Genomic DNA, 26,807 nt, shown 5'->3' with positions numbered 1-26,807 from the left:
TGCTGTTTTTCTTTCTTAAATATCCTAACACTAAAAAAATAATAATATGAAAAAAACAATTCAGGTTTCTAATCAGGGAGCTACTCTTGATACAAGCAGAAGAAACTTTTTAAAATTAAGTGGAGTAGGACTTGCCATTGCAGGACTTACTTTCATAGGATGTGATGACAACGATGATTTTCAGATCATAGATGAACCCAAGTATGACCTGGGGACAGGAGATGTGGGCATATTAAACTATGCCTATGCACTCGAACAGCTGGAAGCAGATTTTTATACGAAAGTGGTGAATAATTTTTATACTGGGATTTCAAGTATTGAGAAAGAAGTTTTTACAGACCTCTATCATCATGAAGTAATTCACCGGGATTTCTTTAAAGCAGCCATCAGCGATGCTACAGACCATGTGCTTCCCAAATTGGAATTCCAGTATCCGAATGTGAATTTTAATGATCGCAATTCCGTATTAGCCACGGCAAAAGCTTTGGAAGATACAGGGGTAGCGGCTTATAACGGGGCAGGAAAATATATTTCCAATCCTGCTTATCTGGTGATTGCCGGTAAAATAGTTTCGGTGGAGGCCAGACATGCTTCTGCCATCAGAAATCTGATCAATCCGGGATCTGCTGATTTTTCGGGAGATGATGTGATAGATGCGAACGGACTTGACCTTGCAAAAGAGCCTAAAGATATCGTAATGGCTACCGGAGCGTTTATTAAAACACCTTTTACCTGGAAAGAAAGAGGTATTAACTAATCATTCACCTTTAAAAATTACATTATGAATATTCTTAGATTACTGGATAAGCTTTCTTATGACAAATTTTTCACAACGGAAGCTTCAAGACTGGAAACCATTACGAATATGTCATTATTCGGAAAAAAAGCAGCTGCAGCGGCTGTACCGCTTGGATTGGGAACAATGATGGCTACTTCAGCCAAAGCAGAAACTGCAAAAACGAATTTAACAGGTGCTGTTTTAAAAAGTACCCTGACGGATGCCTTACAGCTGGCATTGGTTCTCGAATATCTTGAAAATGAATATTACAGCATAGGATTATCCACACCAGGACTGATTCCTACTAGTGACAGAACTGTTTTTATGCAGATTTCAAAACATGAATCAGCCCATGTCAGCTTTCTGAAAAGTACACTGACTTCTCTGGGTATAACACCGGGAAATAAACCAACCTTTGACTTTACGGCCAGCGGAAATTTTTCGCCTTTTACAGACTATAATCAGTTTCTTATTCTCGCCCAGGCTTTTGAAGATACCGGAGTAAGAGCTTATAAAGGGCAGGCGGGAAACGTAATGTCCAATAAAGTCGTGCTTCAGGCTGCATTACAGATTCATTCTGTTGAAGCCAGACATGCTTCACAGGTGAGAAGAATGAGGGCCAATAAAGGATGGATTGAGCTTGCTGACGGAGGAAGTATGCCATCCGCAACCAATCCTGTGTATGCCGGAGAAGACAATGTAAATCAGGCGGGCTATAATACAGGAACTTTATTTGGAGCTGCGGCCGGCTCTGCAGCTTATGATGAAATATTAAGTGGCAGCGATGCACAGACTATTGCCTCCCTGTTCATAGTTTAGTTGTGATTGGATGATGATAAAGTGGTGTCCATTTCCGGAATTTTCCGGAAATGGATTTTTTATGTTCTGTCAGATTGTAGAGCGTACGGAATTTGCTTTCTCTTTCTTTCCTTACTAACACTTTTGAAGTGAACATGAAGCAGAGTTGGGCAGGTATTGGTTTAAATAAAAAAATCCCCAGTAATTCCTGGGGATAAAAACTAATAACCATGAAACTCAAATTAATGAGATAATCAAGTCGCAAATGTATTGAAAAAAGTTTCAAAGTCCCATTATTTTGAATTATTTTTTTTGTTTTTTTGAAAAAAAGTGCAGAATGTCTCAATGTTTGCTGCCGAAAGAATCTCATTTGCGTTTTGAATATTTTCCCTTCATTAAAAAAACAAAAACCTCCCTTACCCAAAAGGCAAGGAAGATTTCAATCAAAACGTTATAAGAACATTCTGATAACTACACCACAACCTCTATCTTTACATTGATATTTCCACGGGTCGCTTTTGAATAAGGACATGTCGCATGTGCCGCCTCTACAACTTTTCTGGCTTCATCTATGGGAAGACCCGGTAAAATAACCTGTAAATGAGCCTGTAGAAAAAAACCGTCGTCATTGGATGCCAGATCTATTGAGGTATTGACAGACAAGTCCGAAGGAAGATGAACTCCCATTTTAACGGCACCCAAATGCATCGCTCCGATAAAGCACGCAGACCATCCTGCTGCTAATAACTGTTCCGGATTCGTTCCGTTTCCTTTTGCCCCGGGAGAGGTAAGTTCAATGTCCAGTTTTCCGTCACTGCTTTTAGCTTCCCCATTGCGTCCTCCGGTTACTATAACGTTACCGGAATACAATACTTTACTGATGTTAACTACTGTTGTATTTTCTACTTCCTGAATGGTATTTAATTCCATATTTTTATTATTTAGATTGAACAATATTGTTGATGATCTGTTATTAAAGTTTTTTTCTTAAATCTTTGAAAGCAGCTCTAAGTTCTTCTGTGAAGACCTGTGGTTGTTCCCAGGCAGCAAAATGTCCTCCTTTCGGAGCTTTATGATAATAATATAAAGTAGGGTAGGCACGTTTTGACCAGCTTTCCGGAGCCTGATAAATCTCGTGAGGAAATACTGAAATAGCTACTGGAACTTTAATATCTTTCGTTTTCTGTGCATCAGCGCTGAAATTATTTTTATTGTTCTCCCAATAGAAACGCGAAGAAGATGCTCCTGTATTGGTAAGCCAGTAAAGGGTAATATCATCAAGAATCGCATCACGGCCGATTACATTTTCAGGGTGAAGGTTACTTTCGCTCCATTCAGCAATTTTCTCATAAAGGAATGCGGCTAAAGCACTAGGCGAATCAGAAAGTAAATACCCTGTCGTCTGTGGACGTGTTACCATCATTCCTCCATATGCTGCATTTCTTCCAAAGAAAGTACTCATTGCATTATAAGCCTGTGCTTCTGAAACTGAAAGTCCGGCAGGGGCAGGGTCACCTGCATTGATGGGTTTTACAAGCTCAGCAGGAATAGTGGCCGGCATGGTAAGATGAATACCCAAAAGGCCTGAAGGAGCCTGCTTTGCCAAAGCATCAGATACTACAGAACCGTGGTCACCACCCTCAGAAACATATTTTTTGTACCCAAGTCTTTTCATGAGAACATCCCAGGCACGGGCCACACGATCTGGATTCCAGCCCAGTTCGGTAGGGATTTCTGAAAAGCCATATCCCGGGATAGCTGGGATGATCACATCAAATGCATCACTTGCTTTTCCTCCATATTTCACGGGATCAGTCAAAGGGCCTATGGCATCAATAAATTCCAGTGGAGAACCCGGCCAGCCATGAGTAAGGATCACAGGCATCGCATTAGACTCTTTTGAACGTACATGAATGAACTGAATATCAAGGCCATCAATCTTTGTTACAAATTGTGGAAGCGCATTCAGCTTATTTTCCACTTTTCGCCAGTCATAACCATTCCCCCAATAGGTGATGAGTTCTTTTAACTGAGCGAGCTGAATTCCCTGGGAAGCATCTTGTACTGTTTCTTTATCAGGAAAACGGGTCTCGGAGATCCGTCTTTTAAGCTCATCCAGCTGAGATTGTGGAATATTAATGTGAAAAGGACGGATACTGGTGTCTGATTTTGACAAATCTGCATGGGTTGTATTAGCTTGCGCTTTGAAAAGTGTTTGAGTACTTAGAGTAAAAGTTACCGCTAGCAGGAGGGTTGAAATTGTTGTTTTCATTGCTTTATTGTTTTAGATTTTAATCTGTTTTTCTTTTTTGATGAGACAAAATTATACGCTGAAAAGCAGCTGGTAAATGGATAATTTGCTCAAATAGTCATATTCATAAGTGAAATAGACATTGCAGAGGGTGAACAGTAAAAATGCATGAACAACAAGCAGTTGAAAAGAAAAGACTAAAAAACAATTGTTTAATTCTGAAAAGGATAAAAAATAAGCTCCGTTCTTTTAATGACGGAGCTTATTTTATGACGGTATTCTTTTGAAGAATTATCCGTGAGCTTCTACGGATACTTCATTCCATTCTTCCCAGACTTTTAATCGCTGTTCATAATTTTGTTTTACAAAAGGAAGAGCCACTTTCCCAAGCAATAAGCGCAATGGAGGATTTTCAGTTTCTGCTAATTTTATCAACGCCGGAGCTGTAGCTTCTACACTTCCGAAAGAAGTCTCAGCTTCCGAAAAAGCTTTTTTAAGATCATCATAAACAGGATTGCTTTGGGTATTAATTCCTGTATGCCAGATATTGGAAGCATAGCCGTTAGGTTCTACCAAAGTAACATGAATACCGAATTCTTTCACTTCCGCAGCTAAAGTTTCACTTAGCCCTTCCAGTGCAAATTTAGAAGCATTGTAAAGCCCCATCGTAGGTAAAGTTGCCAATCCCAGAATAGAAGACACCTGAATGATATGACCGCTTTTCTGACCTCTCATGATAGGAAGTACCGCCTGTGTAAGCCATAAAGTTCCAAAGAAGTTGGTTTCAAACTGTGCTCTGGCTTCCTGTTCATTTGTTTCTTCAATAGCACCCGTAAGAGCATATCCCGCATTATTGATCAGGATATCAATGCTGCCAAAGTGCTGCTGTACCTTCTGGGCCACGGCTAATGATTCTTCCCGCTTGTTTACATCTAAGGTTAAAGACAATACAGAATCTCCATATTTTTCCTTTAAATCATTGAGGGTTTCAACGTTTCTGGCGGTTGCAGCTACATTATATCCTTTTGCTAAAAAAGCTTCTGCCCATGCTCTTCCGAAACCTTTTGATGCTCCTGTAATTAAAACTGTTTTTGACATTGTTTTGTTTTTTAATTAATTGTTATGATTATACTTTTTTTATAAAGTTTTGTATTTTGACTTACATGACCGATCGGTCATTTTTTTTGAAAAAAAAAATTATACTGTTTTTTCTTCTATCATTTTTTTCAGGCTATCTCCAATAACCCCCATTCTGTCATTTTTACCAGACATTCTGGACATCAAATGACCTCCTTCAAGCATGGCAAAAAGAACGGTTGCAAAATCAGCCGGATTCCAGTCTGCCTTGAATTCATTATTGGCAATTCCCTTCTCAATAATACCTGAAAGCAATTCTTGCCCCTGTTTAATAGCGCGGTTTACCTTTTCTTTGACTGCAGGGTTGGTGTCATCAGCCTCCATTCCAAAATTTAATAAAGGGCAGCCTCCAACTACGGGCGGATGATTGGGATCACTGAAAAAATCAATGTATGCAAATAATTGTTCTTTTGAAGTTTTGAATCTGCTTAAAGTTCTTTGAATCTGGTCACTCAGCATTTTCATATTATGGTCAACAGCAGCGCAGGCCAGTACGTCTTTATTTTCAAAATGGACATACATACTGCCTTTAGACAATTTAGTGGCCTCCATAATATCACTCATAGAAGTAGCGGCAATCCCTTTTGTGTTAAAAATAGGAGCTGCCTTTTCTATAATAAACTGTCTGGTTTCTTCACCTTTTGCCATGATGCTGCGAAATAATACTGCAAATATATGACCGATTGGTCATAAAATAAAACTTTTTTGTGATTTATTTTGAAAAAATACAAATGTTACTCACAATCACTTGTAATAGTGTGAGTTATGTTTGGGTGTTTTTTTGTATTGGGATGATTTTCGTATCGTACTGCAGGACCGAAATCCTGCAGTGATACACTTCCCATTTGTGTTATAGAATCGTAAGTTTATAAAAAATGAAAAGCAAAGCATATATTCAATGGAGGGATATGATAATATATGCAGCAACTAAAAATCTTAATTTATAGGAGTTCAAAGCTCAATCAGTATTTTTGGATCCATTTGTATAAAGTGGTTTTTGGGATCCTGTACTCTTCTATGATTTGTTGTTTGGTTTTCTCATTTGTTTTTAAAAGATTGAGAATAAAATCAATTATTTCAACAGTATAAATATTTTTCCTGAACTTCGGAAGCTGTGTTTTTTCGTGTTTTAATTTTTGATAATAATCCGAAGATAAAGGAGGTGAATAGAGCACAAGATGCTGAGAATAGAGTCTGAAAAAATCATAAGTTAAGAGCTTACTCCATTTAAGAAGAGTTTCTGTATCCAGAAATTTACTGTTGTACATCTCTGCAAGTTCCTTATGGCTGCATTGCATAAAGTTCAGGATTCTGTCTGAAGAAAAGCCGGTTTCCTGCACCCGTTTTTGTATCAGTTCACCGATGTGGATATTTTTAAAAAGCATAATAATAGCATTGGGATAAAAAGATCTTTTGGGGTTAATTATTGTATATCAATACCTGCATTTTGGTAAGCATGCATTCTTTATCTTGGTTGTATCCGGAGAAAGTGTCCGGATTTACATTGACTTTTGCCGTTCCCGCCCATGCAGAGTATTGAACTTTAAACACATACGTTCCTTCGGTCAGGGTCACAGATTTTAGAAAGGTTACAGGCACAGGCATATTGACCAATCCTCCCAAACTACGCGTTATGGGAAAAATAAAATTATTATTAAAGGAAGGAATATTAACAGTAACAGATAAATTTGATTGAGCATTATTAGGAAAAATACCTGCTTTAGAGACATATGCCGAAGAAACTTTGACTCCATCTTGCACAAGAGAGAAAACTCCTTGAGAAGTTACCCCGGTACTAATATCTAATGCATATCCTAAAATAGTAAACAGAAGAGTTTGAGTTCTTCCGGCAGGAACAACTACGGTAAGAGTAACGCCCGGTACATCAATTGTCTGTCCTACTGTAGCCGTAGCTTCACCCAGTCCCTGAACATACTTTGCACCATTAACACTTCCGCTTACTGTATTCAAAGTCTGCCATGCAGGTGCAGTACCTGGTCCCTGAGAAGTAAGAATTTGCCCTGATGTTCCTGAAGAACCGGCTGTTGTGGCATCTCCGCCTACATTCACTTCATTTACTACCTGCAAAGAACCATTTACGTGTAATGTTTTCTGTGGAGTAGTGGTTTTAATACCAACCTGTGAATACGCATTCAATGAGGCTAGTAGAACAATGGGTAATAATAATTTTTTCATAGATGTAAATATTTTTTATTTTGTTTTTTCACTTAGACGTACAGAGATGGAAGTTACGTGTGCTGTAAATCAAGTGGATACATTTTGTTGCTGCAATATTACATTTGCGACTTAATGTGGTGCAAGATTTCATCTATGACATAGCTATGACATGGTTTTAACTTTCTGATAATCAAGTGTTATTTTTAATCAGGTGCTATTTTCTGTTTTTATGATTTACTTTCTCACCGTATCTAAAATGTGTCTTTTATTTTGGTTTTAAGTAAAAAGGCTCTTGAGTAATTATTAGATGATGGATAGGATGGGGGATGCTTATAATAATTTCTTGTTTTCTTTATTATTTACGGGATTTTAATAATGATATGACAGTTTTCGTTTTCCTAACAATAAAATTATATTCCTGGAAAATAACCTAAAGACAGTAATAATTCTTTATGTCATATCTGTGTCATACCTATGTCGTGTCCATATTGATAACTTTTTTCTTTAAATATTTTATAATTGCTCTTAAAATAGACAGTAGCTCAAGAAGGATGATTAATTAGGTATTGTTTTTTCTTTTTATTGTTGCTTTTTTAATAGTCAAATTGTTTATTTATTTTTAATTTGATTTTGTTTTACTATTATATTTGTTATATGTATAAATTATTACACATATTTGTTACATGATGAAATTTATCTTTTTGTTTTTCCCATTATTACTTTTTGCACAGTCTAAAATTACCATAAGAACTATTGAAAAAAGACTGGAGAAATCTAATGCACTTCTTATTGAAGGGCAGACAGATGAAATGGTCAAATTGAATCTTTCGATACTTGATGACGCTAAGCATATTAATTATGCAGAAGGTAAATTGTCTGCATATTATAATTTAGCCCTTGCTTTTTCTATGCAACACAAATATAATAAGAGCAATTACTTCTTAAAGATGATGGAGCCTGAATTTAAAAATTCGGATGCTGAAGATCAGGAAATTTCCATGAATATATTATACAGTATTAATTATAGAGGAATTAAAATGTATGATGAAGCTCTGAAAAAACTAAAAAAAGATCTTGTGATGGCAAATGGGTTAAAAAATGATTCTACCAGATGTGCTATAAAAGGAATGATCCTCGTGCAGATAGGGAAAAATTATTTTGAGAAAAAGCAATATGACTCTGCTGCTCATTATGGAAAAAGGATCATTGAGGAGTTGAAGAAATCAAAAAAAATGGATGCCGGTTTGAATACAAGCTTGAAAGCGGCAATGTTACTTTTAGCTGAAACAAAGCTCAACGAAAACAAAATTGATTCTGCGGAGATTTATATCAGATCGGCTCAGTCTGTACCCATCAAATGGGGTAATAATGATTTTGTAACATTGAAGCTTTGGGGACAAATTCATGAGGGGAGAAAGCAATATGATTCCGCAATTGTAGATTATGAAAAAGCAATAAAGCTTGCCACAAAAGCAAAGAATTTTAAAAAATTATCAGAGTTATATCATTTAATAGCCAAGTTATATGAAAAAACAGGTCAGATAGATAACGGAAAGAGATATGAGTTTAAGTATAATAGCCTTAACGATAGCTTAAAGCGGATAGATGAAGAGAATCTGGAAGATACTGTAGGTCTTCTTGTAGAAGAAAAAAAGAAACCTTTGGAGCATCAAAACCATCTTTTATTATACATTATATTTATAGGATGTGCAGGTGCAATTATTATCATCTTTTTTGTACACAGCAGGATAAAAAACAAAAATAGAGTATTAAATATAAAAGAAAAGGAAACTGAGGAATTGAATCAAAAATTGAATTTTGCTTTTGAAGAAGTTGTTCAGCTGGCAAAAAAAAATGATCCGCAATTTCTGGCTCGCTTTCAGGAAGTTTACCCTGAGTTTATACCAAAATTATTAAAAATAGAACCTGAACTACAGAGTACAGAATTAAAGTTTTGTGCCTTGTTATTTCTTAATTTTTCTACTAAAGATATCGCAACATATACTTTTGTTCAGCCCCAATCTGTACAGACCAGAAAAAACCGTTTGCGTAAAAGATTAGGAATTCCATCGGATGAGGATATTTATCTGTGGATGAAAAAAATTAAATAGAAGCTTATTATATCACATCGCTATTTTACCTATTTATAATTTGGCATTTCAATGTATTGTAACACCTATGTGATAGGTGTTTTTTTGGAGAAATAATGAAGATTAATCAAATTTGTATTCCAAGAAAAGAAAAATCGTTGTAAATGAAATTTTTTTAAAGATAAATTATTCTTTGTGGCTAAGAGTTTAGTTATTATTGGCCGGAGACCAGCCACACTCCGGTCCCCTTCGGGGATTATTATTTGATTAAAAATATAGAGAATCTATGCAAAAAAGAGAATCACCTGATTATAAAAGAATATATGAAGATATATTACGATTGAAGCATCCCACCAAAAAAGAACAATGTGAATCTATATTATCCAAAAGTAGATTTTCAGTAAAAGATGTTATTACCATCAATGATATTATTTTTTCTAAAGCAAATAAGAAGACTGAGTTTGATAATCAAAGACATCGTTCTTATGATGAATCGACGATTCTTGAAATTCTTGATTATCAGAAAAATAATAAGCTGAGCAACTCTGAATTGGCAAGATATTTTAAATTGAGCCGGAATACTGTTGCCAAATGGAAGAAGCATTTTTTGCTGTAATATCTGTGTATTAAAAAAATGATACACCTGTTTATTTAGAAAGATATCATAACTGCTTAAAGTTTCTCCTTTAAAAATATCAGAAATAAGATTCTATGCTTACATATACCTGAGTTTTTTACCAAAGAAATCCAAATTTTTGAAATAAAATTAAAAGTTTCAATGAAAAAACAGAGACTATCTCATTCATGAAATAGCCTCTGTTTTTTTAATCAATATCCCGTCAATGCCGGTCATTAATTTCTTATGGTGGAAATATGGATGCATTTCTGTCCGTTAAAATCTGCAATTTCAATGTTACTTATCATTTCATTGTAGACCCGGGTAGTGGCATCATTGAACTGATATCCTTCAATAAACACAGGGCTGTCCTTTGGAAGATTGCTCTGTTCATTGAGCATTTCCAGCGATAAACTATCAGGATAACCTTCATTTTTTTTAAACTTGATCTCTATTAAGCCATTATCAGCAAGATAATCGAATTTCTTTAAATGAGAAGGCAGGCCGGCCTTGGTTTTATAAACGTTTACTTTCTCAATACTGTTTTTGTAAAGATCAAACATGCTGACTGTTCCAATGGCATCATTGTAAACAGCAAATTGTATGTTGCTGTTTTTCTGAGCCCAAAGCAGGCCTGAAGAAATAATGAGGAATATATATAATAATTTTTTCATAATAAATAAATGCTTAAATGTCCAATGATTTACTGTGGGAAGATTGGGATTAATTTCTGTTTTTTACTGTAATCCATCCTGTATATTTTATGGGAGTCTGTTTTTTGTTGGTCTCATTCCAGCCTATATCAAACCAATAGGTTCCGGTAGATACTTTTTTGCCGTCCATGGATCCGTCCCACTTGAATCCGTTCAATTTAGTTCCTTCATGTATTTTACTTCCATATCTGTCATAGATACTGAATGTAAGATTAGGTTTATTGGCTAATGCAGAATAATCAAGGACATCATTGATTCCGTCACCATTCGGAGTGATGATGTTGATCAGGTTAGGAACTGTAATTTCTACCTGTACAGGAATACAATTGTATGAATCCTTTACATAGAAAGTTTTGCTTCCGCGGGGTATATTGGTAAATATATTTTCATTCTGCCAGTTGATATTATCCATAGAATATTGATAAGGCGCTGTTCCTGCAATCACAGTTAATGTAACCGAATTATTGTTAATAGTAATATCCGAAATGACAGGGTTTTCAGAAGCATACACCTTCACCGTTTGTCTGGTGGTACATTCTCTGGTTTTCAGATCTACCCAATAGGTTCCAACTCCTACATTTTTGATGGACGGTGTTGTCGCTCCCGTACTCCATTCATAAGAAGTAAAACCTGGCCCTGCATCTAATGTGGTCGTATTTTCCATACAGATAATTTTATCCTTTAATACTTCTGAGTACATAGGAGGAATAACGGTAAGAGTTACTTCTGCAATTCTATAACATCCGTTGGCATTACTTACTTTTACGTAAACCACACCAGTAGGAGCAATGTAATTGGCTGGATTCAGAATTTGGTTTGTTCCATTGTGTGCATCAGTAGGGGATGGATAATACTGTTTAATAGTTCCTGGTTGCACATTAACTCCTGCTGATGTTAAATTAAATACCCCAAGCGCGTGATTAGAAGGCTCGAAACAAGATCGTAGGGCAGCATCTTTAACGATTGGGCTTTCAGAAATCGTTAATGTTAAAGTTACCTGTTCGCAATCTGTAAATTCAGGATTGTTTCCACAAAATTTATAAACAATAGTATCGGTACCCAGATAACCGAAGTTGGGAACATAATTAATCACTCCTGCTGCATCAATGGTAGCTGTACCGTTTGTTGGAGGTGTAATAATTGTTACCGTACTTGGAACATAAGTTTGGGTAGAATTGGTAAACTCAGGTACTATAGTCTGGTAACCTTCACAAACCGTTATCGCTTTAGTGGATTCTTCAAGACAGGTATACACTTTATAAACCGGAGTAGTTGCCGGATTACAATTACCTACTGCAATTTTCACTGTATAATTCCCCGCAAGCAGTGGAGTATAAGTATTAGCATTGGCTCCGGTAATAGGGGTTCCGTTCAGAAACCATTGATAGGTATCATAGCTGTCACTCACTTCCAGTACAATGCCCGGAATACAGTCTCCTGTCTTTTTGGAAATCAAAGGAATAGAAGAGAAACCTGCGAAGTATCCACCATATCCGGATGTACTGTATCCACCGTTAATACCTGCTGTTACAGCCTTATTAGAAACAACTGTGACATTTCCGGTAATAGATGGGATGGCATAGGTCACCCAGCCGCTATTCCCCGTCACTGCGAAAGGTCCCTCTGCAGCTGTGGGAGTATTTCCATTTACCGTTACATTGGCTCCAACTTCCGTTAAAATATTCAGTTTTACAACAGTTCCGGTTGGGACAGTACTTGTTACTCCCGGTCCTGTTGGCATTTCATTGATCTTCCCGATTTCTTCAATTTTTCTGGGTAGAAAACAGTTTAATGGCGGAATGTAGTTGAAACCACAGGTTGCACTGCTGTTATTCACAGAAACCATCTGATATAAATAGACATTTTTTGAGGTTGTAATAAACATATTAAAGTGCCCGGAATTTCCCTGCTGAACATAGTTGCTTCCTGAAATTCTGTAAAATTCCCCACTGTTGATGGTCGCAATAGGAGTGTTGGAACCATTGATGAATATTTGGGTGTTGTTTTCTGTTCCTATAACGATACCACCTTCCAGATCAGCATTAGTAGACCTGGTTCTTACCATGGCAAAAGTGCTTCCAAGTCTATCCGTAGGTACAGACTGATCAAGAATCGCATCAGATCCCGAACTGGTGTTGCTTCCAAAATTTCCATTGACATTCCCGTTGGTAAGGGTAATGGGTTTATCAGAAACAATTTTAGCTCCGATAAAAGCCGATAGGTTTTGACCATTTGCTCCCGGACCTCCGGCAAAAATAAAAGATTGTCCTTTATTAAGGGTAATTGTCTGCGAATGAGTTGCTGGTGTTCCTCCAAAAAATGTTACATTTCCGTTCCATGTAGCGGTTACAACTGTATTGTTTTCTGTTGCCAGTATACCTGCTGTGAAGTTATACAAGGTAAGTGATGCGGTAGTAGGAGTTCCGGCTACATAAAATTCCTTGCCGATCCCGGCTTTTCCTTTACTCGTTATAATTTCAGCGTGTGTAGTATTACTTACCATTCTTAATGAACAGTAGAATGGCTTGTCCCCCTGTACATATAAACCTTTATTGATGGTAGTAAAAGCATCTGTTGTAACATTGGCAGCAATATTACCAATCGGAACTACAAAAGTCTGGGGAGAGCCTTTACTGATGGTTACATTACCAATCGGAACATTGTTGCTGTTAATCGTAACAACAAAAGGGGTTACAGAATCGGTAGAAAGATATAATGCCTGCGTATAGCTTACTGAGGCGTAATAAGGTGCAAACCAGTGATCTGTATCTCTTTGAGCAGAAATAGGAATGCCTAATATCAGGAATAATAAACTAAATATAAAGCTTTTCATGCATTGCTGAATTTTGAATTTAAAAATTACGAATTCTTTTTTAAAAACCAATTATGATTCTTTTATTAATTTTTTATGAACGATTATGTTTCCATCTTCTATCTCAATACTATATATTCCGTTGATAAGATTGCTAACATCAATAGTATTGTTGAGAATTATCCCGGTAGATATAAGTCTTCCAACGGCACTGTAGATTTTATATTTAGCTTTTGTACTTATGTTTTTTACATATAATACCGAACTTACCGGATTAGGATAAATGTGAATGTCTGCTTGGTTAAGAGAATTAGGAACCGCCAGTTTTGAGATTCTGACAGTGTAATCTTCCACTTCACCATCGCTGAAGCTCGTACAGTTTACAGGAATTCCGTCTTTCTGTAATGCAACTCTCATAACCACATATTTATGATCTGTCAGGCTTATGAAAGCATCATGAGGAACAGAAAAGCTAGTACTTGCTGTTGAATTTCCATTAGGGCCGTCTGCGAGAATTCTTTCATTGATATCAAATTCTCCGTTCCTGTTGAAATCAATCCAAATGGCAGCACCTGCATTGATACCGGAACTTAAAGTCTTATCAATTGTAATATAATTACCTGTTGATCCCTGAATCAAGTCAATAAACTTTAAAGGATTTCCTGTAAAATCTGAATAGGTGGATGCAAGGGATTCATTGATCATTTCCTTATTACCATTAGGCTTTACCGTAACTTTTGAAATGAATTCCGTTGTAGAATTAGCAGCTGCCATCGGGCAGTAGATTACTGTAGGCGTGGTGAAAAAATACAGTTTTGTGAAATTTCCCGGTATTCCGTTGCAGATATTGGAAACCTGCATTTCATATTTTGTAAGTTCCAGTAACCCCGTGATTGTATAAGAATTGGTAGATACTGTAACATCGGTCCAGCTTGGGATTCCTACTTTTCTGTATTTTAATAGATAAGTGGCCCCCGGAAAAGCATCCCACAGAACCTCTGCGGTCGTAGGTGTAATTTGAGTAATGGTAAGCCCTGGAGGAGGTATTTCACAAATTCTTTCCGTGGTAAATGTTTTTGGATTAGACCATGGGTTGGCAGTTGTTTCTCCGTTACAGATATTAGCAACCTGTACTTCATAAGTTTTGTATGAATCAAGGTTTTGAATCATGTATGAATTGGCTGGCGGCTGAGGAACCGTTGGGGTATTCCATGGAATACTGCCTATCTCTCTCCATCTTAAAATATAGGATGCACTCGGTACAGCAGGATTCCAGGTAATCACTGCTGAATTGGATGTTGCATTGCTTATAGTCACAAATGGCGGAGTAGGATCACATCTTGTCGTAAATGTTTTTATAGGGGTGTAAGTTCCTATTCCTGTACCTCCACAAACTGCGGCAATTCTTACCTCATAAACCGTAGCAGGCGTTAAAGTATTGATCGCTACAGGTGGATTTCCCCCTAAAACAGACAGGTTTAAAGTTGTCCAACCAGAAGCAGGTGTTGTAACAGGTCTGTATTCCAGAATAAAAGCATTGTTGTTCGTCGCTGAAGTCCAGTTTATATTTACTGAATTATGCGTAATATTGGTGAACATAGGATTACCGGGGGTTGCATTACTGCAAGGTCTTAATTTTACAGCATAATCTTCCACTTCTCCATTGGCGGCATCAGCACACATGACCGGAGCGCTGGTTCTTTTCATAACAACTCTCATGGTCGTCGTTAGCGGACCTGTGTAGACTCCTGTTGAAGGAACATCAAAAGTAGCTGTTATAGGAGTAGTTGTACTTGCAGCAGAGGTCATTACTTTTTCAGCATCAGAGAAAACTCCGTCTCTGTCCCAGTCGATCCACGCATTTATGGCATCAGCGTACTGAGTGCCAGCCCATCCCTTGGAAACTGATAATTGATTTCCCTGAGAGCCAATTTCAAGATTAATAAGCGTTGCCGGTGTAATGTAACTGATGTAGTTTGTTTGAACCGAAGTATTATCCACTACCGGAAAGTTGGCAGGAGTAACCTTTACATTAGAAATATAATCGTTTGTTCCTGTTCCGGTCATGTTACAATACGTCAGCGGTGGAGTTGTAAAACTTATACTGGAAGAGAAAGCTCCCTGGTTTCCATTACAGATTGTTGCAATTTGTACCTGATAAGCAGTCTGTTCCGTAAGTCCGGTAATCGTATAAAAACTTTGTCCTGCCGGAAGTGTCTGGCCTGCCGTATTTGGAAGCCATGCTCCTGTGGTTCCCTGTCTCCATCTGATAACATATGTTGCATTAGAAGCAGGAATCCACGATATATATGCAGAATTATGGGTAAGATTATTGACTGCAATATTGGTAGGAGGTGCGGTGGTGCAGGGCTGAAGATCGATAAATTTCACATAATAATCTTCAACTTCTCCGTTACTCGTCAGAGGTGCACAGGCATTAGCCGGAGTTAAAGAATACACAATAACACGCATTTTTACTTTGCTTGTACCTGTATAAGCATTAGCAGGGACTGAAAAAGCCGCAGTAACAGGAGTAGTGCTGGAATACCCGAGATTCATAACTCTTTCTCCGCCAGGAGTTGTAGACGGATTGTTATCAAAAATACCGTCTCCGTTAAAATCTATCCATGCATTGGTAGAATAGCTTCCTGATATAACAGATCTTCCTACAGATAATGTATTATTGGCTGAGTTTCTAACAAGAGTAACTGTTTTTGTAGGGTCAAGGGAATAATCCGTATACGTTGTTGGTCCTGAATTATTACTTGTTAAAGGAACATTGGTGCCAATCATGGTCACGTTGTTGATGTAACCATTTGTAACCGTTGCTGTTCCTGAATTACAATAAGTCAATGCAGGGGTTGTAAAATTAACTGGTGAAGAAAACGCTCCCTGTGTTCCACAAATGGTTGCAATTTCTACTTCGTATGGAGTCAGTTCAGTAAGAGAAGTAAGAGTTACACTATTGGTAAAAGGAGTTGTAATATTGATGGTTTGCCAGGTGAGCGAAGGAGGTATTCTATATCTTACGACATAAGTAGCATTCGCTGTTGCTGTCCAGGTAATATTGGCCGAGGTTGCCGTAATATTGTTCACGGTAATATTGGCTGGCGGTGTATTGGTGCAGCTTGGTAATGTTGTTCCTGTCAGCTGTACTCTCGGAAGGACTGCATACCGGCTTATAGCAGTAGGAGGATTTGCAGGATCCGGATTGGTGGTGCTATTGTAATAAATCATACCGCGGTTGTTTCCGGCAGAATAGCTTCCCCAGTTTGCGGTACATGATGTTCCTGTAGAATTTTCGTCAACACCTATCACTATATTGCTTACTCCATCCCATAAGAAAGGAGTGCTTAAAGGAATTTCTATCCACGCACCTGCTGTCATTGCCGGTAAAGTACCGGAATATACCTGTGTTAAAGAGGTAGAAGGTATCCAGCTTGTTGTAGTTGCAAAATCGGTCTGTGCAGTATTTCCCATATACACTACCCATTGATTATAATTAGCCTGGGCAGCTGCTGTTGTGGAAACAAAGAACCTGATAGCTGTTATATAATTATTCGTTCCGACAGCTGCTCCAACTTCTGAAGCCATATAAATCTGCTGAGAATAACTAAATCCTGAACACGAATAGACGGGTAAAAAGGCATGAGTGGCTGTACCTCCTCCAATCTGTCCGGGGGTAAAAGAATTTCCTTCCACCCATGGCGATTTGTCTGTAGCTGAACAAACAGATCTTACCCACCAATAGTAAGTAGCTCCGGAAGTAAGTGAGCTGATGTCAGCACTTGTTCCCGGATTAGGAGTGCCGATAGTTGCTGCTGTAGGCGGAGTATTGCTTGTGCTGTAATAATATTCATATCCATTGGCTGGAGCCGGGGCCGGAGAAAGCGGAGCAGTCCAGTTAAGTGTAGCTGAGGTAGGTGCAATATTGGTTGCAGGGGAAGTAGTAGGCTCAAAACATGTCGGAGCCTGCATTACCTGAACTTCATCCAATAAGACATCATCATAAAAATTCGCATTTCCCGCTACATCTTTATCAACCGTAAATCTAAGTTGGATGGTAGCTCCTGCATAGCTTGCTGCCAGAGCTACGCCTACTGTTCTCCATTCAGGGGAGTTGGTATCGCTGGACCAGATCTGCACCCATCCGGAACCATTATTAACGGCAAGTTTCAGCTCATTGTTGTCGGCGTTGGGTACTGTACCGTTAAGTGCTGTTAAATGATCTTTAAACCATTCAAATTTAACATAAGGATTCGTTAATCCCGCCAGGTTTATTTGTGGGCTTATAAGTTCCACGGTATGTTCACCGGTATAGGGTGTAGATGCGTCAACCCAGGCAAAAGTTCCTGCAGGTTTTCCTCCGTTTCCGGTAGCTCCGTATCCGGCTGATCCTGAAAATTTCCACTTAACATTAGCGTTCGTAGAGGTTGAAGTGGGATTCTGGCTGGTCCAGCATGCGGGAAGTGCCCCGGTACTGAATGACTGTAAAAATGGTACGGGAACGGGACCACAGGTCTGCCCCTGGACATGCCATGTAAAAGTCAATAAAAATAAGACAATGGGTAGAATTTTTCTCATATAGTTTCATTTTAGTTAGAGTCAGGTCTGTTATTTAATTAAAGGCTCTTTTGGAATATACACGAAGTCCTCCTATAGAATTTGTTTCAGAAATCCATAGAAAAAGATTGTGTTTTCAATCCACAGAGACGATAAATTGGTTAAAATGTATCACTGTATTTCCGCATCACCTTTTTTATAAAAGTGATCATTGGATAAACAGAAAAAATAGTAGGATACTAAGTAAGTGGGAGTAGTTTCAGAGGCGGATCAGTGTCAGTTTGATATTTTCAGATACAAAATCGTTCACTTGAGTGCCTATTGGTTGAGTAGTTTTTAATAGGTTTGAGTTTCTTTCATTCTTATAGATTTCTTGTGGTAATTTTTATTTTATGGTTAGGGTAAAAATAGATTAATAAAAGTATAAAAAGACTATACTTTCGTATAGTTTTAAATCAAAGTTTAATGAATTAAGTGGATAAGGACTTTTACTAAAGTACTTTCAGGAAAGAGAATACTTAGATTTTATTTCTAAGAATAAAGATTTTTTCAATTCATCCGGTTTTCAATATGTATGTAATACGGAAAAAAAACATCTGATAATATGAAAAACGTAATAAAATAGTATATTTTAGATTTTTTTATTGTTAAAATAAATGTTTTATGGATTTAGATTTAATTATAATTAAGTTTTGATAGATTTTTTATTTAATTTAATTATGTTATGTTTGCAAAAAGTAATCTAATAAAAAGATAGTTTTTCACCCCTATTATTATATCAAAAATATGAGTGATAAAATAAATGTATTATATCCCGGGAAGGCATCTGGTGTATCAGGTTTCGAAGAAAAAAGTGCAAATAAATACTTTAACGTGCTCAAAGCAGTATCAGGCAACAGTTTGGGCTGCGTTTATATTGCAGATCTTAAAACCAGAAAATTAGAGTTTATTTCAGAAAATCCCCTCCTTTTTTCGGGCTTACGCTCGGCTGAAATTGAAAAAATGGGTTATAATTTTTTCCGTAAACACACCAAGAAGGAAGATCTTGAGATATTAAAGAAAGTGAGCACTTATGGCCTTAAATTCTTTGAATGCCTTTCACCGGAAGAGAAAACAGCACACACCATTACCTATGATTTCCATCTTAAATATACCAATAGTGTAGATGTGCTTGTTAATCATAGAATCACACCTGTAGAGCTTGATGATGACGGAGAAATCTCTAAAATAGCCTGTGTAGTGTCCTATTCCCTTAACCGGACTGCGGGAAATATCCGGATCATATCCAATACCTCAGAAAGTTACTGGAAATATAATCTCTTTACGGGAAAATGGACGGAAGAATGTAAAGTTGCCTTAAAAATAAGGGAAATTGAAATTATAAGATTCTATCTTCAGGGATTAAAAATAGAAGAAATTGCAGAGCAATTATTTGTCTCACCCAGTACCATAAAGTTTCACAGAAGCAAATTGTTTGAAAGAATTGGTGTAAAAAATATTATTGAAGCAATATCCTACGTAATTACAAATAATTTGATTTAAAACTTTATTTTTTCTAAATATTTTTCAGACCGAAAGTGCTGAAAAACAAATATCTTTCTCGGGTAATTTACAGTTTTTAAATACTAAGAACTGTCTGTTTCTTATACATGTGTTTTTGAAAATTGCCCCTCTACAAAAATGTTGAGGGACAATTCCCGAAACAGCTTAATTAAGCTGATAATTTGTGATAACTAAACTCAGGATGAAATGAACATAATTTTCTTCAACCTCTTTTCTGTTGATCAATCTGTTTTTATACTCATAAGAATTCAGGTCTCTGGATAATTTTTGATACGTTTCAAAATCATCACCTTTAATCTTTACTCTTATATTACCATCTCTTCTGTTGATTAATACATCATCCAAAGTTCTTACTTTAAATAAAACTTCACATAATGTAGGACGGGCCTTCATTGACCCGATATATCTTTCAACTATATTAATCTTGAACGAATCAAATTTGATGGTATTAAAAACAATTTTAGAATTAGGTTCCTGAGTGTTGAGTTCAAGTTTATAGTTCATTACTTTATAAATTTTGGCAAATATAAGTTTAATTATGCCAAAAAACAGACTGTTTTAATAGATCATTACCATAATAATGATTGAATTTTATTCTGTAAAAACAAAAACCTGTGAAAATGTGAATATTAGTAGCTTATAAATGAGGGGAAAACGGAAGTCTTGCGATTTTTTTTCTTCCTTTATTTTTTTCCTTATAGGCATTTACGTAATTTTATTCTCTGTAATTAAATTCATATTAATACCAATATAATGGAAAGATATAGTTATGGAATAATTGGCCTTGGAGTGATGGGGCGGAATCTTCTTTATAATATCGCTGACAACGGATTTTCAACCGCAGGATTTGACCTTGATCAGGAGAAAATAAAAGAACTAGAGAATGGTGCTGCTTCAGAAATGAAAGTAAAAGGTACAGGCTCTTTAGAAGATTTTGTATCCGCATTAGAAGTCCCAAGGAAAATTATTCTTATGGTTCCTGCAGGAAAACCTGTAGATGCAGTACTGGAAAACATTACCCCGCTTTTGAATGAAGGTGATATCGTAATTGATGCAGGGAATTCTTATTTTGAAGATACCAACAGACGTGTTGCTGATTTGGCATCTAAAAAACTGCATTTTATGGGAATGGGAGTGTCAGGTGGAGAAAAAGGAGCCAGAAGAGGCCCAAGTATAATGCCCGGAGGTGATCTGGAAGCATTTAAACTCCTTAAGCCAATGCTTGAAGCTATTGCTGCAAAAGTAGACAACGAAGCGTGTACAGCGTATATGGGGAAAGGATCTGCCGGTAACTATGTAAAAATGGTACACAACGGTATTGAATATGCCATTATGCAGCTTATCAGTGAAGCATATGATCTGCTTAAAAGAGGGGCCGGGTTGAATAACGAACAGCTGTACGAAGTATTCAGAGACTGGAATAATGGCGAAATGAATTCATTCCTTATTGAGATTACCAGAGATATCTTTACTCAGAAAGATTCCTTCACAGAAAACTATCTTGTTGATCAGATTTTAGATAAAGCAGGAGCAAAAGGAACCGGAAAATGGACTTCTGAGCAGGCCATGGAAATCGGTGTTTCTATCCCTACCATTGATATTGCGGTAACTTCAAGAATTTTATCTGCCTATAAAGATGAGAGAGTTCAGGCTTCCAAAATATATGCTGAAAAAGAAATTACAAAGCCGGAAAATACAGAATTGTTTATCAAGGAAGTAGGTGATGCTCTTTTTCTTTCAACATTAATCAGCTATGCACAAGGCTTGTCTTTACTGGTAAAAGCATCTGCCGAATACGATTTTGAAATTCCACTGAAAGACGTTGTGAAAATCTGGAGAGGAGGGTGTATCATTCGCTCTGTATTGCTGGAAAAATTCTATTCTGCCTATACTCAAAACCCTGATCTTTCTAATATTCTTTTGGATCACGATATTTCTGAATTGGTAAAATCAAAAATAAAAGCGCTGAGAAAAACTGCCGGATATGCTGCTGCAAACGGTATTTCAAGTTTGGGAATTCAGACAGCTTTGGGATATTTTGATGCCTATACTACAGAATCTCTTCCTGTAAATCTGATCCAGGCTCAACGTGATTATTTCGGAGCTCATACCTATCAGCGTACTGACAGGGAAGGAGTATTCCATACTTCTTGGCAAACTGCAAACAACTAAAACTCGGAAAAATGAATCAAAATAGAATCTTGCAGCCAACAACAATCGTTATTTTTGGTGCTACAGGAGATCTGGCAAAAAGAAAACTTTTTCCGGCATTTTATAACTTATATATCGACGGCAGAATGCCCAAAGGCTTCAATATTGTGGCACTGGGAAGAGCCGAAAATACAGATGAACTCTTTAGAAATTATATTAAAGAGAATCTGGAGAGTTTCTCCAGAAAAAAAGTGACTTCTGAAGACTGGGCAGGTTTTCAGGCTCATATTACTTACTTTCAGCATCAGTTGGATGAAGAAAGTTCTTATCAGAATCTACAGCAGAAATTGCAGGACTTTGATGCTGTTTACGGAATAAGAGCCAACAGGTTATTTTACCTGTCAATAGGGCCTAATTTTATTTCTACCATTTCCAATCATATCAAAACGACAGCACTGGCTTCCGATCCGAAAAAAGATCGTATTATTATTGAAAAGCCTTTTGGTCATAATAAGCAGTCGGCGATTGAGCTGAATAGTCTTCTGGCAAAAACATTTGAAGAAGAACAGATCTATCGTATTGATCATTATCTGGGAAAAGAAACAGTACAGAATATATTGGCATTCAGGTTTGGAAATTCAATTTTTGAACCTTTATGGAAGCATAAATATATAGAATCCGTGCAGATTACAGTAGCTGAAGAAGTAGGTGTTGAAACCAGAGGAGCTTTCTATGAACAGACAGGTGCATTGAGAGACATGATCCAGAACCACCTTTTGCAGATTCTTTGTATGGTAGCTATGGAACCTCCTGCATCATTGCAGTCTGGCGAAATAAGAGACCGAAAAGTTGACGTTCTGAAATCAATTCGCAGAATTTCTCCGGATCAGGTTGATCATTATGCTGTAAGAGGCCAATACGGAAAAAGTACAATAAACGGAGTGGATGTTAAAGGCTACCGTCAGGAGAATGGTATTGCAGGAGATTCCAATACGGAAACTTTTGCTGCGATAAAATTTTATCTGGATAACGAAAGATGGAAAGACGTACCTTTCTATGTTCGTACAGGAAAGAAAATGAAAGAAAAACACTCTTACATTACCATCCAGTTTAAGCCGCTTCCTCATTCCACATTCTCAGACAGCCCACATCTTTTGTCGGCCAACAGGTTGATTATTAATATTCAGCCGATGATGGATATCAGATTGCAGTTTATGACGAAAAAACCGGGACTTACCCTGGATTTGAAACCTGCAGAAATGATTTTTGATAATTTTGCCTGTCAGGAAGATACCCCGGAAGCCTATGAAACCCTGTTACAGGATGCTCTTTTAGGAGATCTTACTTTATTTATGCGTTCCGATCAGGTGGAAGAAGCCTGGGATGTTGTTACAACAATACAGGAAGCCTGGGAAAATAACAAAGATTTATCTTTTCCGAATTACAAAGCTGGAAGCTGGGGGCCGGAAGATGTTAATGCTTTGGTAGAGAGACAAGGACACAACTGGGTATAAAAAAATATATAAAATTTAAACAGAAAAAAATGAATATTACAGTATTTGACGATCTGGAAAAACTGTACACAAAGGCTGCAGATGTATTTGTTGACCTTTCAAAAAAATCTATTCAGAAGCATGACCGCTTTGTGGTTGCGTTGAGCGGAGGATCTTCTCCCAAGGCTATTTTTAAATTATTGGCGACCCAGAAATATGCAGAACAGATTGAATGGAATAAAGTTTACTTCTTTTGGGTAGATGAAAGATGGGTTCCTTTACATGATGATAAAAGCAACTTCAGAATGACGGATGAGGCTCTTCTCAGCCAGGTTCCTGTTGATAAAAACCATATTTTTCCTATGTATGCTGAAGGAAGAACTGCTGAAGATTATGCAAAGACTTATGAAGAGCAGATCAGAAGTGTTATTGGTAATGAAGGTGTTTTTGATTTTATCCTTTTAGGAATGGGAGATGATGGCCATACTGCTTCTTTATTTCCTGGCGAGGAGGTTTTAAATGAAAAAGAAAGGTGGGTTTCTGCCTATTATCTGAAGCCTCAGGAAATGTTTAGAATTACTTTAACTGCACCTGTAATCAATAACGCTGAAAATATTTTGGTTATCGCATTTGGCGAATCGAAAAAGCATGCATTGAATGAAGTGCTGAACGGCGAGTATAATCCATCATTATATCCATTGCAGCTTATTGAAAAAAAGGATGGATATCATTTTTTTACAGACGAAAAAGCAAAAGGGTAACCAATTATTTTGACCTTTAAAAATAAGAGACTGTCCTAGGACAGTCTCTCTTCATATCAACTACTCTATACCGAAGCCGGTATATACAATTTTCTGTATTTCAACATCAAGAATCTAAAAATTTAAAAACAGCATCATTAAAGAGCTAATGATACTGTTGCATTTAGTGTTTTTACCTTAGTTGCTTGTGTTCGAAACTTTTTAATTTTTCTCAACTCAATAGTGCTTCTATATAAAATGGTTATTAGTTTGAAGCAAATATACAAATTAAGACACTTACAAGTGTCTAAAAATGAAAAAAAATGAAATTATTTTAATTATCTTGGTAAAACGCTGGTATACAGTGTGTTTAATGAGGGGTTTGAAATTAATAAATTAGCAGAATAAGTATTTATGACGGCTAATTGAAAAAAAATACTTCTGCTAAATAAAAACAGCACCATGAAAATGGTGCTGTGAGTAATGTTTTACCTCAGTCATAGAATGTTAAAAAAACATTTAAACTGAGGGAACTAACGGTACAATCTGATCTCACTCAATCTCACAACTTTGATCGTTCGTTTATATAAAATGGTTATTAGTTTGTACAAATATACATATTTAGACACTAAAAAGTGTCTAAAATAAAAAAAAATTCATAAACTTGTATGATTGAAAAGTTTACCATGGAAAGAAAGTCAGTAGCAGGGAGTATCCGGAATAAGGAACGCAGTAAAAAAAAGTTTTTGGACGCAGTGGGAAAAATACTGAGAACAAAAGGACATGCTGCTTTGAAAGTGAATGGTATAGCTGCTACAGCAGGAGTAGACAAAAAGATGATCTATACTTATTTTGGTGGGATAGACGGGCTTATAGATGAATATATCCGGTCTCAGGACTACTGGAGCAAAGTAACTGTTGATGAAATAGAAAGGATAAAACCAAAATTGGATGACGGAGGGCGGTCTTTCATAGAAGAAATGCTTCTGTCCCAATTTGATTATGTTTACAAAAGCAGAGAAGCGCAGAAATTACTTCTATGGCGCATTTCGGAATCCAGAAAATCACTAAGAAAACTCACCGATGCTCAGGAAGAAAACGGAGAATATATTTTTAAACTGCTGATGGATCCTCATTTCAAGGAAAATAGTGAAGAAGTACGTTCGATAATGGCTATTCTGGTTTCCGGACTTTATTATCTGAATATGTACGCTGCTATGAATGGCAGTATTTTCTGTGGAATAGACGTGGACACTTCTAAAGGCCGGGAAAAAATAAAAAAAGCAATCTCTTTTTTAGTGAACCAAACCTACGAGAAACTGTAATATTAAGTTTGTTATATTTTCAGAAATTATTTTGGTAAAAAGCAAAAACCATTAGAAATCTCTAATGGCCAGTTGTGTTGTTGTGTTTCTACCTTAGCTGTTTCGTTTTCGAAATTGTCTTAAAGTAAGGGAACCTAAATAAAACAGTCTGAATTGTCTTATTTTTCAACCTAAAGTGTTTTAAAATATATAGATGGTTTTAGTTTGTACAAATATATAAAATAAGACACTGTAAAGTGTTTAAAATAGTGAAATTTTTCTTTATTTTATTTAATGTTCTGAATTTCAAGTGATTAATTTTACAGTAAATAGAAATTACTCTTTGAATGATGCTGATATTACAATTTAAATTATAAAACAAAAGGCACAAACCCTTTTTCGAAATAAAGATATGTATTTCAGCAATTGAAAAGAACAAGTCAATAAAAAATATCTATTGAAAAGTATTTTATTTAATCTCATACCTGCTTTTTTTTGAGAATAAAAACAGCACCATTATAAAAAATGATGCTGCTTGGTTGTGTTTTTACCTCAGTCGTTTATGTTCGAAATATTTTAAACTGAGGGAACTAACGATACAATCTGAATAGTTTTTAATTTTTCAATCTCGATAGTGCTTTTATATAATAGATGGTTTTAGTTTGTGCAAATATATACAAATAGTTGAAATTAGACACTAATGAGTGTCTAAAATGATAAAAAATTTTCTTAAACTTGTATATTGAATGTTTAGTCATGGAAAGAAAGTCAGCATCAGGGAGTATTAGGAACAAAGAACGCAGTAAGAAAAAGTTTTTAGATGCAGTTGGGAAAATTCTGAAAACGAAAGGATATGCAGGATTGAAGATCAATGATATCGCTGCAACTGCCGGAGTAGATAAGAAAATGATCTATACCTATTTTGGAGGTATGGATGGTCTGATGGACGAATATGTTCGTACACAGGATTTTTGGGTGAAAGTTACCAGTGAGGAAGTAGAAAAGATGAAACCGAACCTTGAAGATGGAGGAAGAGAATTTATCGAGCACATGCTGCTTTCACAATTTGATCACGTATACACCAACAAAGAGGCTCAAAAACTCTTGTTATGGACCATTTCTGAACCTAGAAAATCATTAAAAAAACTAATTGATACCCAGGAAGAAAACGGAGAATATATCTTCAAATTATTGATGGAATCCCGTTTCAAAGATAAAATGGATACCTATCGCTCTATCATGGCGATCATGGTTTCAGGGCTTTATTACCTGAATATGTTTGCTTCTCTGAATGGCAGTATTTTCTGCGGAATAGATACCAACACTCCTGAAGGACGCGAGAAAATCAAAAAAGCAATATCCTTTATGGTAGATCAGACGTATGAAAATCTTTAATTTATTTTTTTTAAATAAAAAAAGAGGCAGATTACTGCCTCTTGAATTGTATAATTGACGGATAGAATCCACCTGTTATTTTCCTTTATTAAGAGGTACTTCAGCATGCAGATGACCTCTTATTAAGGTGACTGAACTTGTTTTTCCATTGGTAAAATCAAATTTCAGCAAATTAGGATAATCAACAATTTTAAACAGCCCTTTTTCAAATACACCAGTTCATTA

20 protein-coding genes are annotated in these 26,807 nt (G+C 36.5%); 10 read left to right on the top strand and 10 right to left on the bottom strand.

The window, feature by feature from the left end:
• Nucleotides 1-46: 46 nt before the first annotated feature.
• Together FW781_RS03330 and FW781_RS03325 are read left to right on the top strand one after the other, a co-directional pair.
• Nucleotides 47-757, top strand: a complete 711-nt coding sequence (locus FW781_RS03330; protein ID WP_149386108.1) for a ferritin-like domain-containing protein — start codon at nt 47-49, stop codon at nt 755-757.
• Nucleotides 758-781: 24 nt separating this feature from the next.
• Nucleotides 782-1,597, top strand: coding sequence for a ferritin-like domain-containing protein (locus FW781_RS03325; protein WP_149386107.1), 816 nt, complete (start codon nt 782-784; stop codon nt 1,595-1,597).
• A 450-nt stretch (nt 1,598-2,047) separates the two neighbouring features.
• Here the strand turns inward: FW781_RS03325 and FW781_RS03320 are convergent, their stop codons facing one another.
• From FW781_RS03320 to FW781_RS03295, 6 genes are all read right to left on the bottom strand, one after another.
• Entirely contained in the window at nt 2,048-2,506 is a 459-nt protein-coding gene (locus FW781_RS03320; protein WP_149386106.1) for an organic hydroperoxide resistance protein, read from the bottom strand.
• A 43-nt stretch (nt 2,507-2,549) separates the two neighbouring features.
• Entirely contained in the window at nt 2,550-3,848 is a 1,299-nt protein-coding gene (locus tag FW781_RS03315; RefSeq protein ID WP_149386105.1) for an epoxide hydrolase family protein, read from the bottom strand.
• Between the two features lie 270 nt (nt 3,849-4,118).
• A complete protein-coding gene (locus FW781_RS03310; protein WP_149386104.1) occupies nt 4,119-4,925 on the bottom strand; it encodes an SDR family NAD(P)-dependent oxidoreductase in 807 nt (268 codons plus the stop codon).
• 99 nt (nt 4,926-5,024) lie between these two features.
• Nucleotides 5,025-5,612 (bottom strand): TetR/AcrR family transcriptional regulator, encoded by a 588-nt coding sequence (locus FW781_RS03305; protein ID WP_149386103.1) that lies wholly within the window; start codon nt 5,610-5,612, stop codon nt 5,025-5,027.
• Nucleotides 5,613-5,926: 314 nt separating this feature from the next.
• Nucleotides 5,927-6,349, bottom strand: coding sequence for a transposase (locus FW781_RS03300; RefSeq protein ID WP_149386102.1), 423 nt, complete (start codon nt 6,347-6,349; stop codon nt 5,927-5,929).
• 34 nt (nt 6,350-6,383) lie between these two features.
• Complete coding sequence (locus tag FW781_RS03295) at nt 6,384-7,160, bottom strand: hypothetical protein (protein ID WP_149386101.1); 777 nt, start codon at nt 7,158-7,160, stop codon at nt 6,384-6,386.
• A 665-nt stretch (nt 7,161-7,825) separates the two neighbouring features.
• On the opposite strand from FW781_RS03295, the gene FW781_RS03290 reads away from it, so the two are divergent.
• Nucleotides 7,826-9,253 (top strand): hypothetical protein, encoded by a 1,428-nt coding sequence (locus FW781_RS03290; RefSeq protein ID WP_149386100.1) that lies wholly within the window; start codon nt 7,826-7,828, stop codon nt 9,251-9,253.
• Between the two features lie 265 nt (nt 9,254-9,518).
• The gene (locus tag FW781_RS03285) at nt 9,519-9,848 is read left to right on the top strand and encodes a helix-turn-helix domain-containing protein (protein ID WP_149386099.1); all 330 of its coding nucleotides are present in this window, start codon (nt 9,519-9,521) and stop codon (nt 9,846-9,848) included.
• A 236-nt stretch (nt 9,849-10,084) separates the two neighbouring features.
• Here the strand turns inward: FW781_RS03285 and FW781_RS03280 are convergent, their stop codons facing one another.
• From FW781_RS03280 to FW781_RS03270, 3 genes are read right to left on the bottom strand one after another with little or no spacing between them, the layout of a single operon-like run.
• Nucleotides 10,085-10,522 carry a hypothetical protein gene (locus FW781_RS03280; protein ID WP_149386098.1) on the bottom strand — a complete coding sequence of 146 codons (438 nt, stop codon included), beginning with the start codon at nt 10,520-10,522 and terminating at the stop codon, nt 10,085-10,087.
• Between the two features lie 49 nt (nt 10,523-10,571).
• On the bottom strand, nt 10,572-13,394 hold the full coding sequence (locus FW781_RS03275; protein WP_149386097.1) for a T9SS type B sorting domain-containing protein: 2,823 nt from the start codon (nt 13,392-13,394) through the stop codon (nt 10,572-10,574).
• Between the two features lie 51 nt (nt 13,395-13,445).
• Nucleotides 13,446-17,957 (bottom strand): fibronectin type III domain-containing protein, encoded by a 4,512-nt coding sequence (locus FW781_RS03270; RefSeq protein ID WP_149386096.1) that lies wholly within the window; start codon nt 17,955-17,957, stop codon nt 13,446-13,448.
• Nucleotides 17,958-18,722: 765 nt separating this feature from the next.
• Between FW781_RS03270 and FW781_RS03265 the strand changes: the two genes are divergently transcribed.
• Nucleotides 18,723-19,478, top strand: a complete 756-nt coding sequence (locus FW781_RS03265; RefSeq protein ID WP_149386095.1) for a response regulator transcription factor — start codon at nt 18,723-18,725, stop codon at nt 19,476-19,478.
• A 165-nt stretch (nt 19,479-19,643) separates the two neighbouring features.
• On the opposite strand, the gene FW781_RS03260 is transcribed toward FW781_RS03265, so the two are convergent.
• Nucleotides 19,644-20,003 (bottom strand): prevent-host-death protein, encoded by a 360-nt coding sequence (locus FW781_RS03260; protein WP_149386094.1) that lies wholly within the window; start codon nt 20,001-20,003, stop codon nt 19,644-19,646.
• A gap of 249 nt (nt 20,004-20,252) precedes the next feature.
• On the opposite strand from FW781_RS03260, the gene gndA reads away from it, so the two are divergent.
• The 5 genes from gndA (at nt 20,253) to FW781_RS03235 (ending at nt 26,582) form a co-directional block, all read left to right on the top strand.
• Complete coding sequence (gene gndA, locus FW781_RS03255) at nt 20,253-21,671, top strand: NADP-dependent phosphogluconate dehydrogenase (RefSeq protein ID WP_149386093.1); 1,419 nt, start codon at nt 20,253-20,255, stop codon at nt 21,669-21,671.
• 11 nt (nt 21,672-21,682) lie between these two features.
• Complete coding sequence (gene zwf / locus FW781_RS03250) at nt 21,683-23,164, top strand: glucose-6-phosphate dehydrogenase (protein ID WP_149386092.1); 1,482 nt, start codon at nt 21,683-21,685, stop codon at nt 23,162-23,164.
• A 29-nt stretch (nt 23,165-23,193) separates the two neighbouring features.
• Nucleotides 23,194-23,904 carry a 6-phosphogluconolactonase gene (gene pgl / locus FW781_RS03245; RefSeq protein ID WP_149386091.1) on the top strand — a complete coding sequence of 237 codons (711 nt, stop codon included), beginning with the start codon at nt 23,194-23,196 and terminating at the stop codon, nt 23,902-23,904.
• A gap of 665 nt (nt 23,905-24,569) precedes the next feature.
• On the top strand, nt 24,570-25,208 hold the full coding sequence (locus FW781_RS03240; protein WP_149386090.1) for a TetR/AcrR family transcriptional regulator: 639 nt from the start codon (nt 24,570-24,572) through the stop codon (nt 25,206-25,208).
• Between the two features lie 735 nt (nt 25,209-25,943).
• Nucleotides 25,944-26,582: a TetR/AcrR family transcriptional regulator gene (locus FW781_RS03235; protein ID WP_149386089.1), complete on the top strand. Its 639-nt coding sequence runs from the start codon at nt 25,944-25,946 to the stop codon at nt 26,580-26,582.
• The last annotated feature ends 225 nt before the right edge of the window (nt 26,583-26,807 follow it).

The organism is Chryseobacterium panacisoli, from assembly GCF_008274625.1.
GTDB lineage: Bacteria > Bacteroidota > Bacteroidia > Flavobacteriales > Weeksellaceae > Chryseobacterium > Chryseobacterium panacisoli.
The sequence above is the reverse complement of the archived record's forward strand: the minus strand, read 5'-3'. Positions and strand labels throughout refer to the sequence as shown.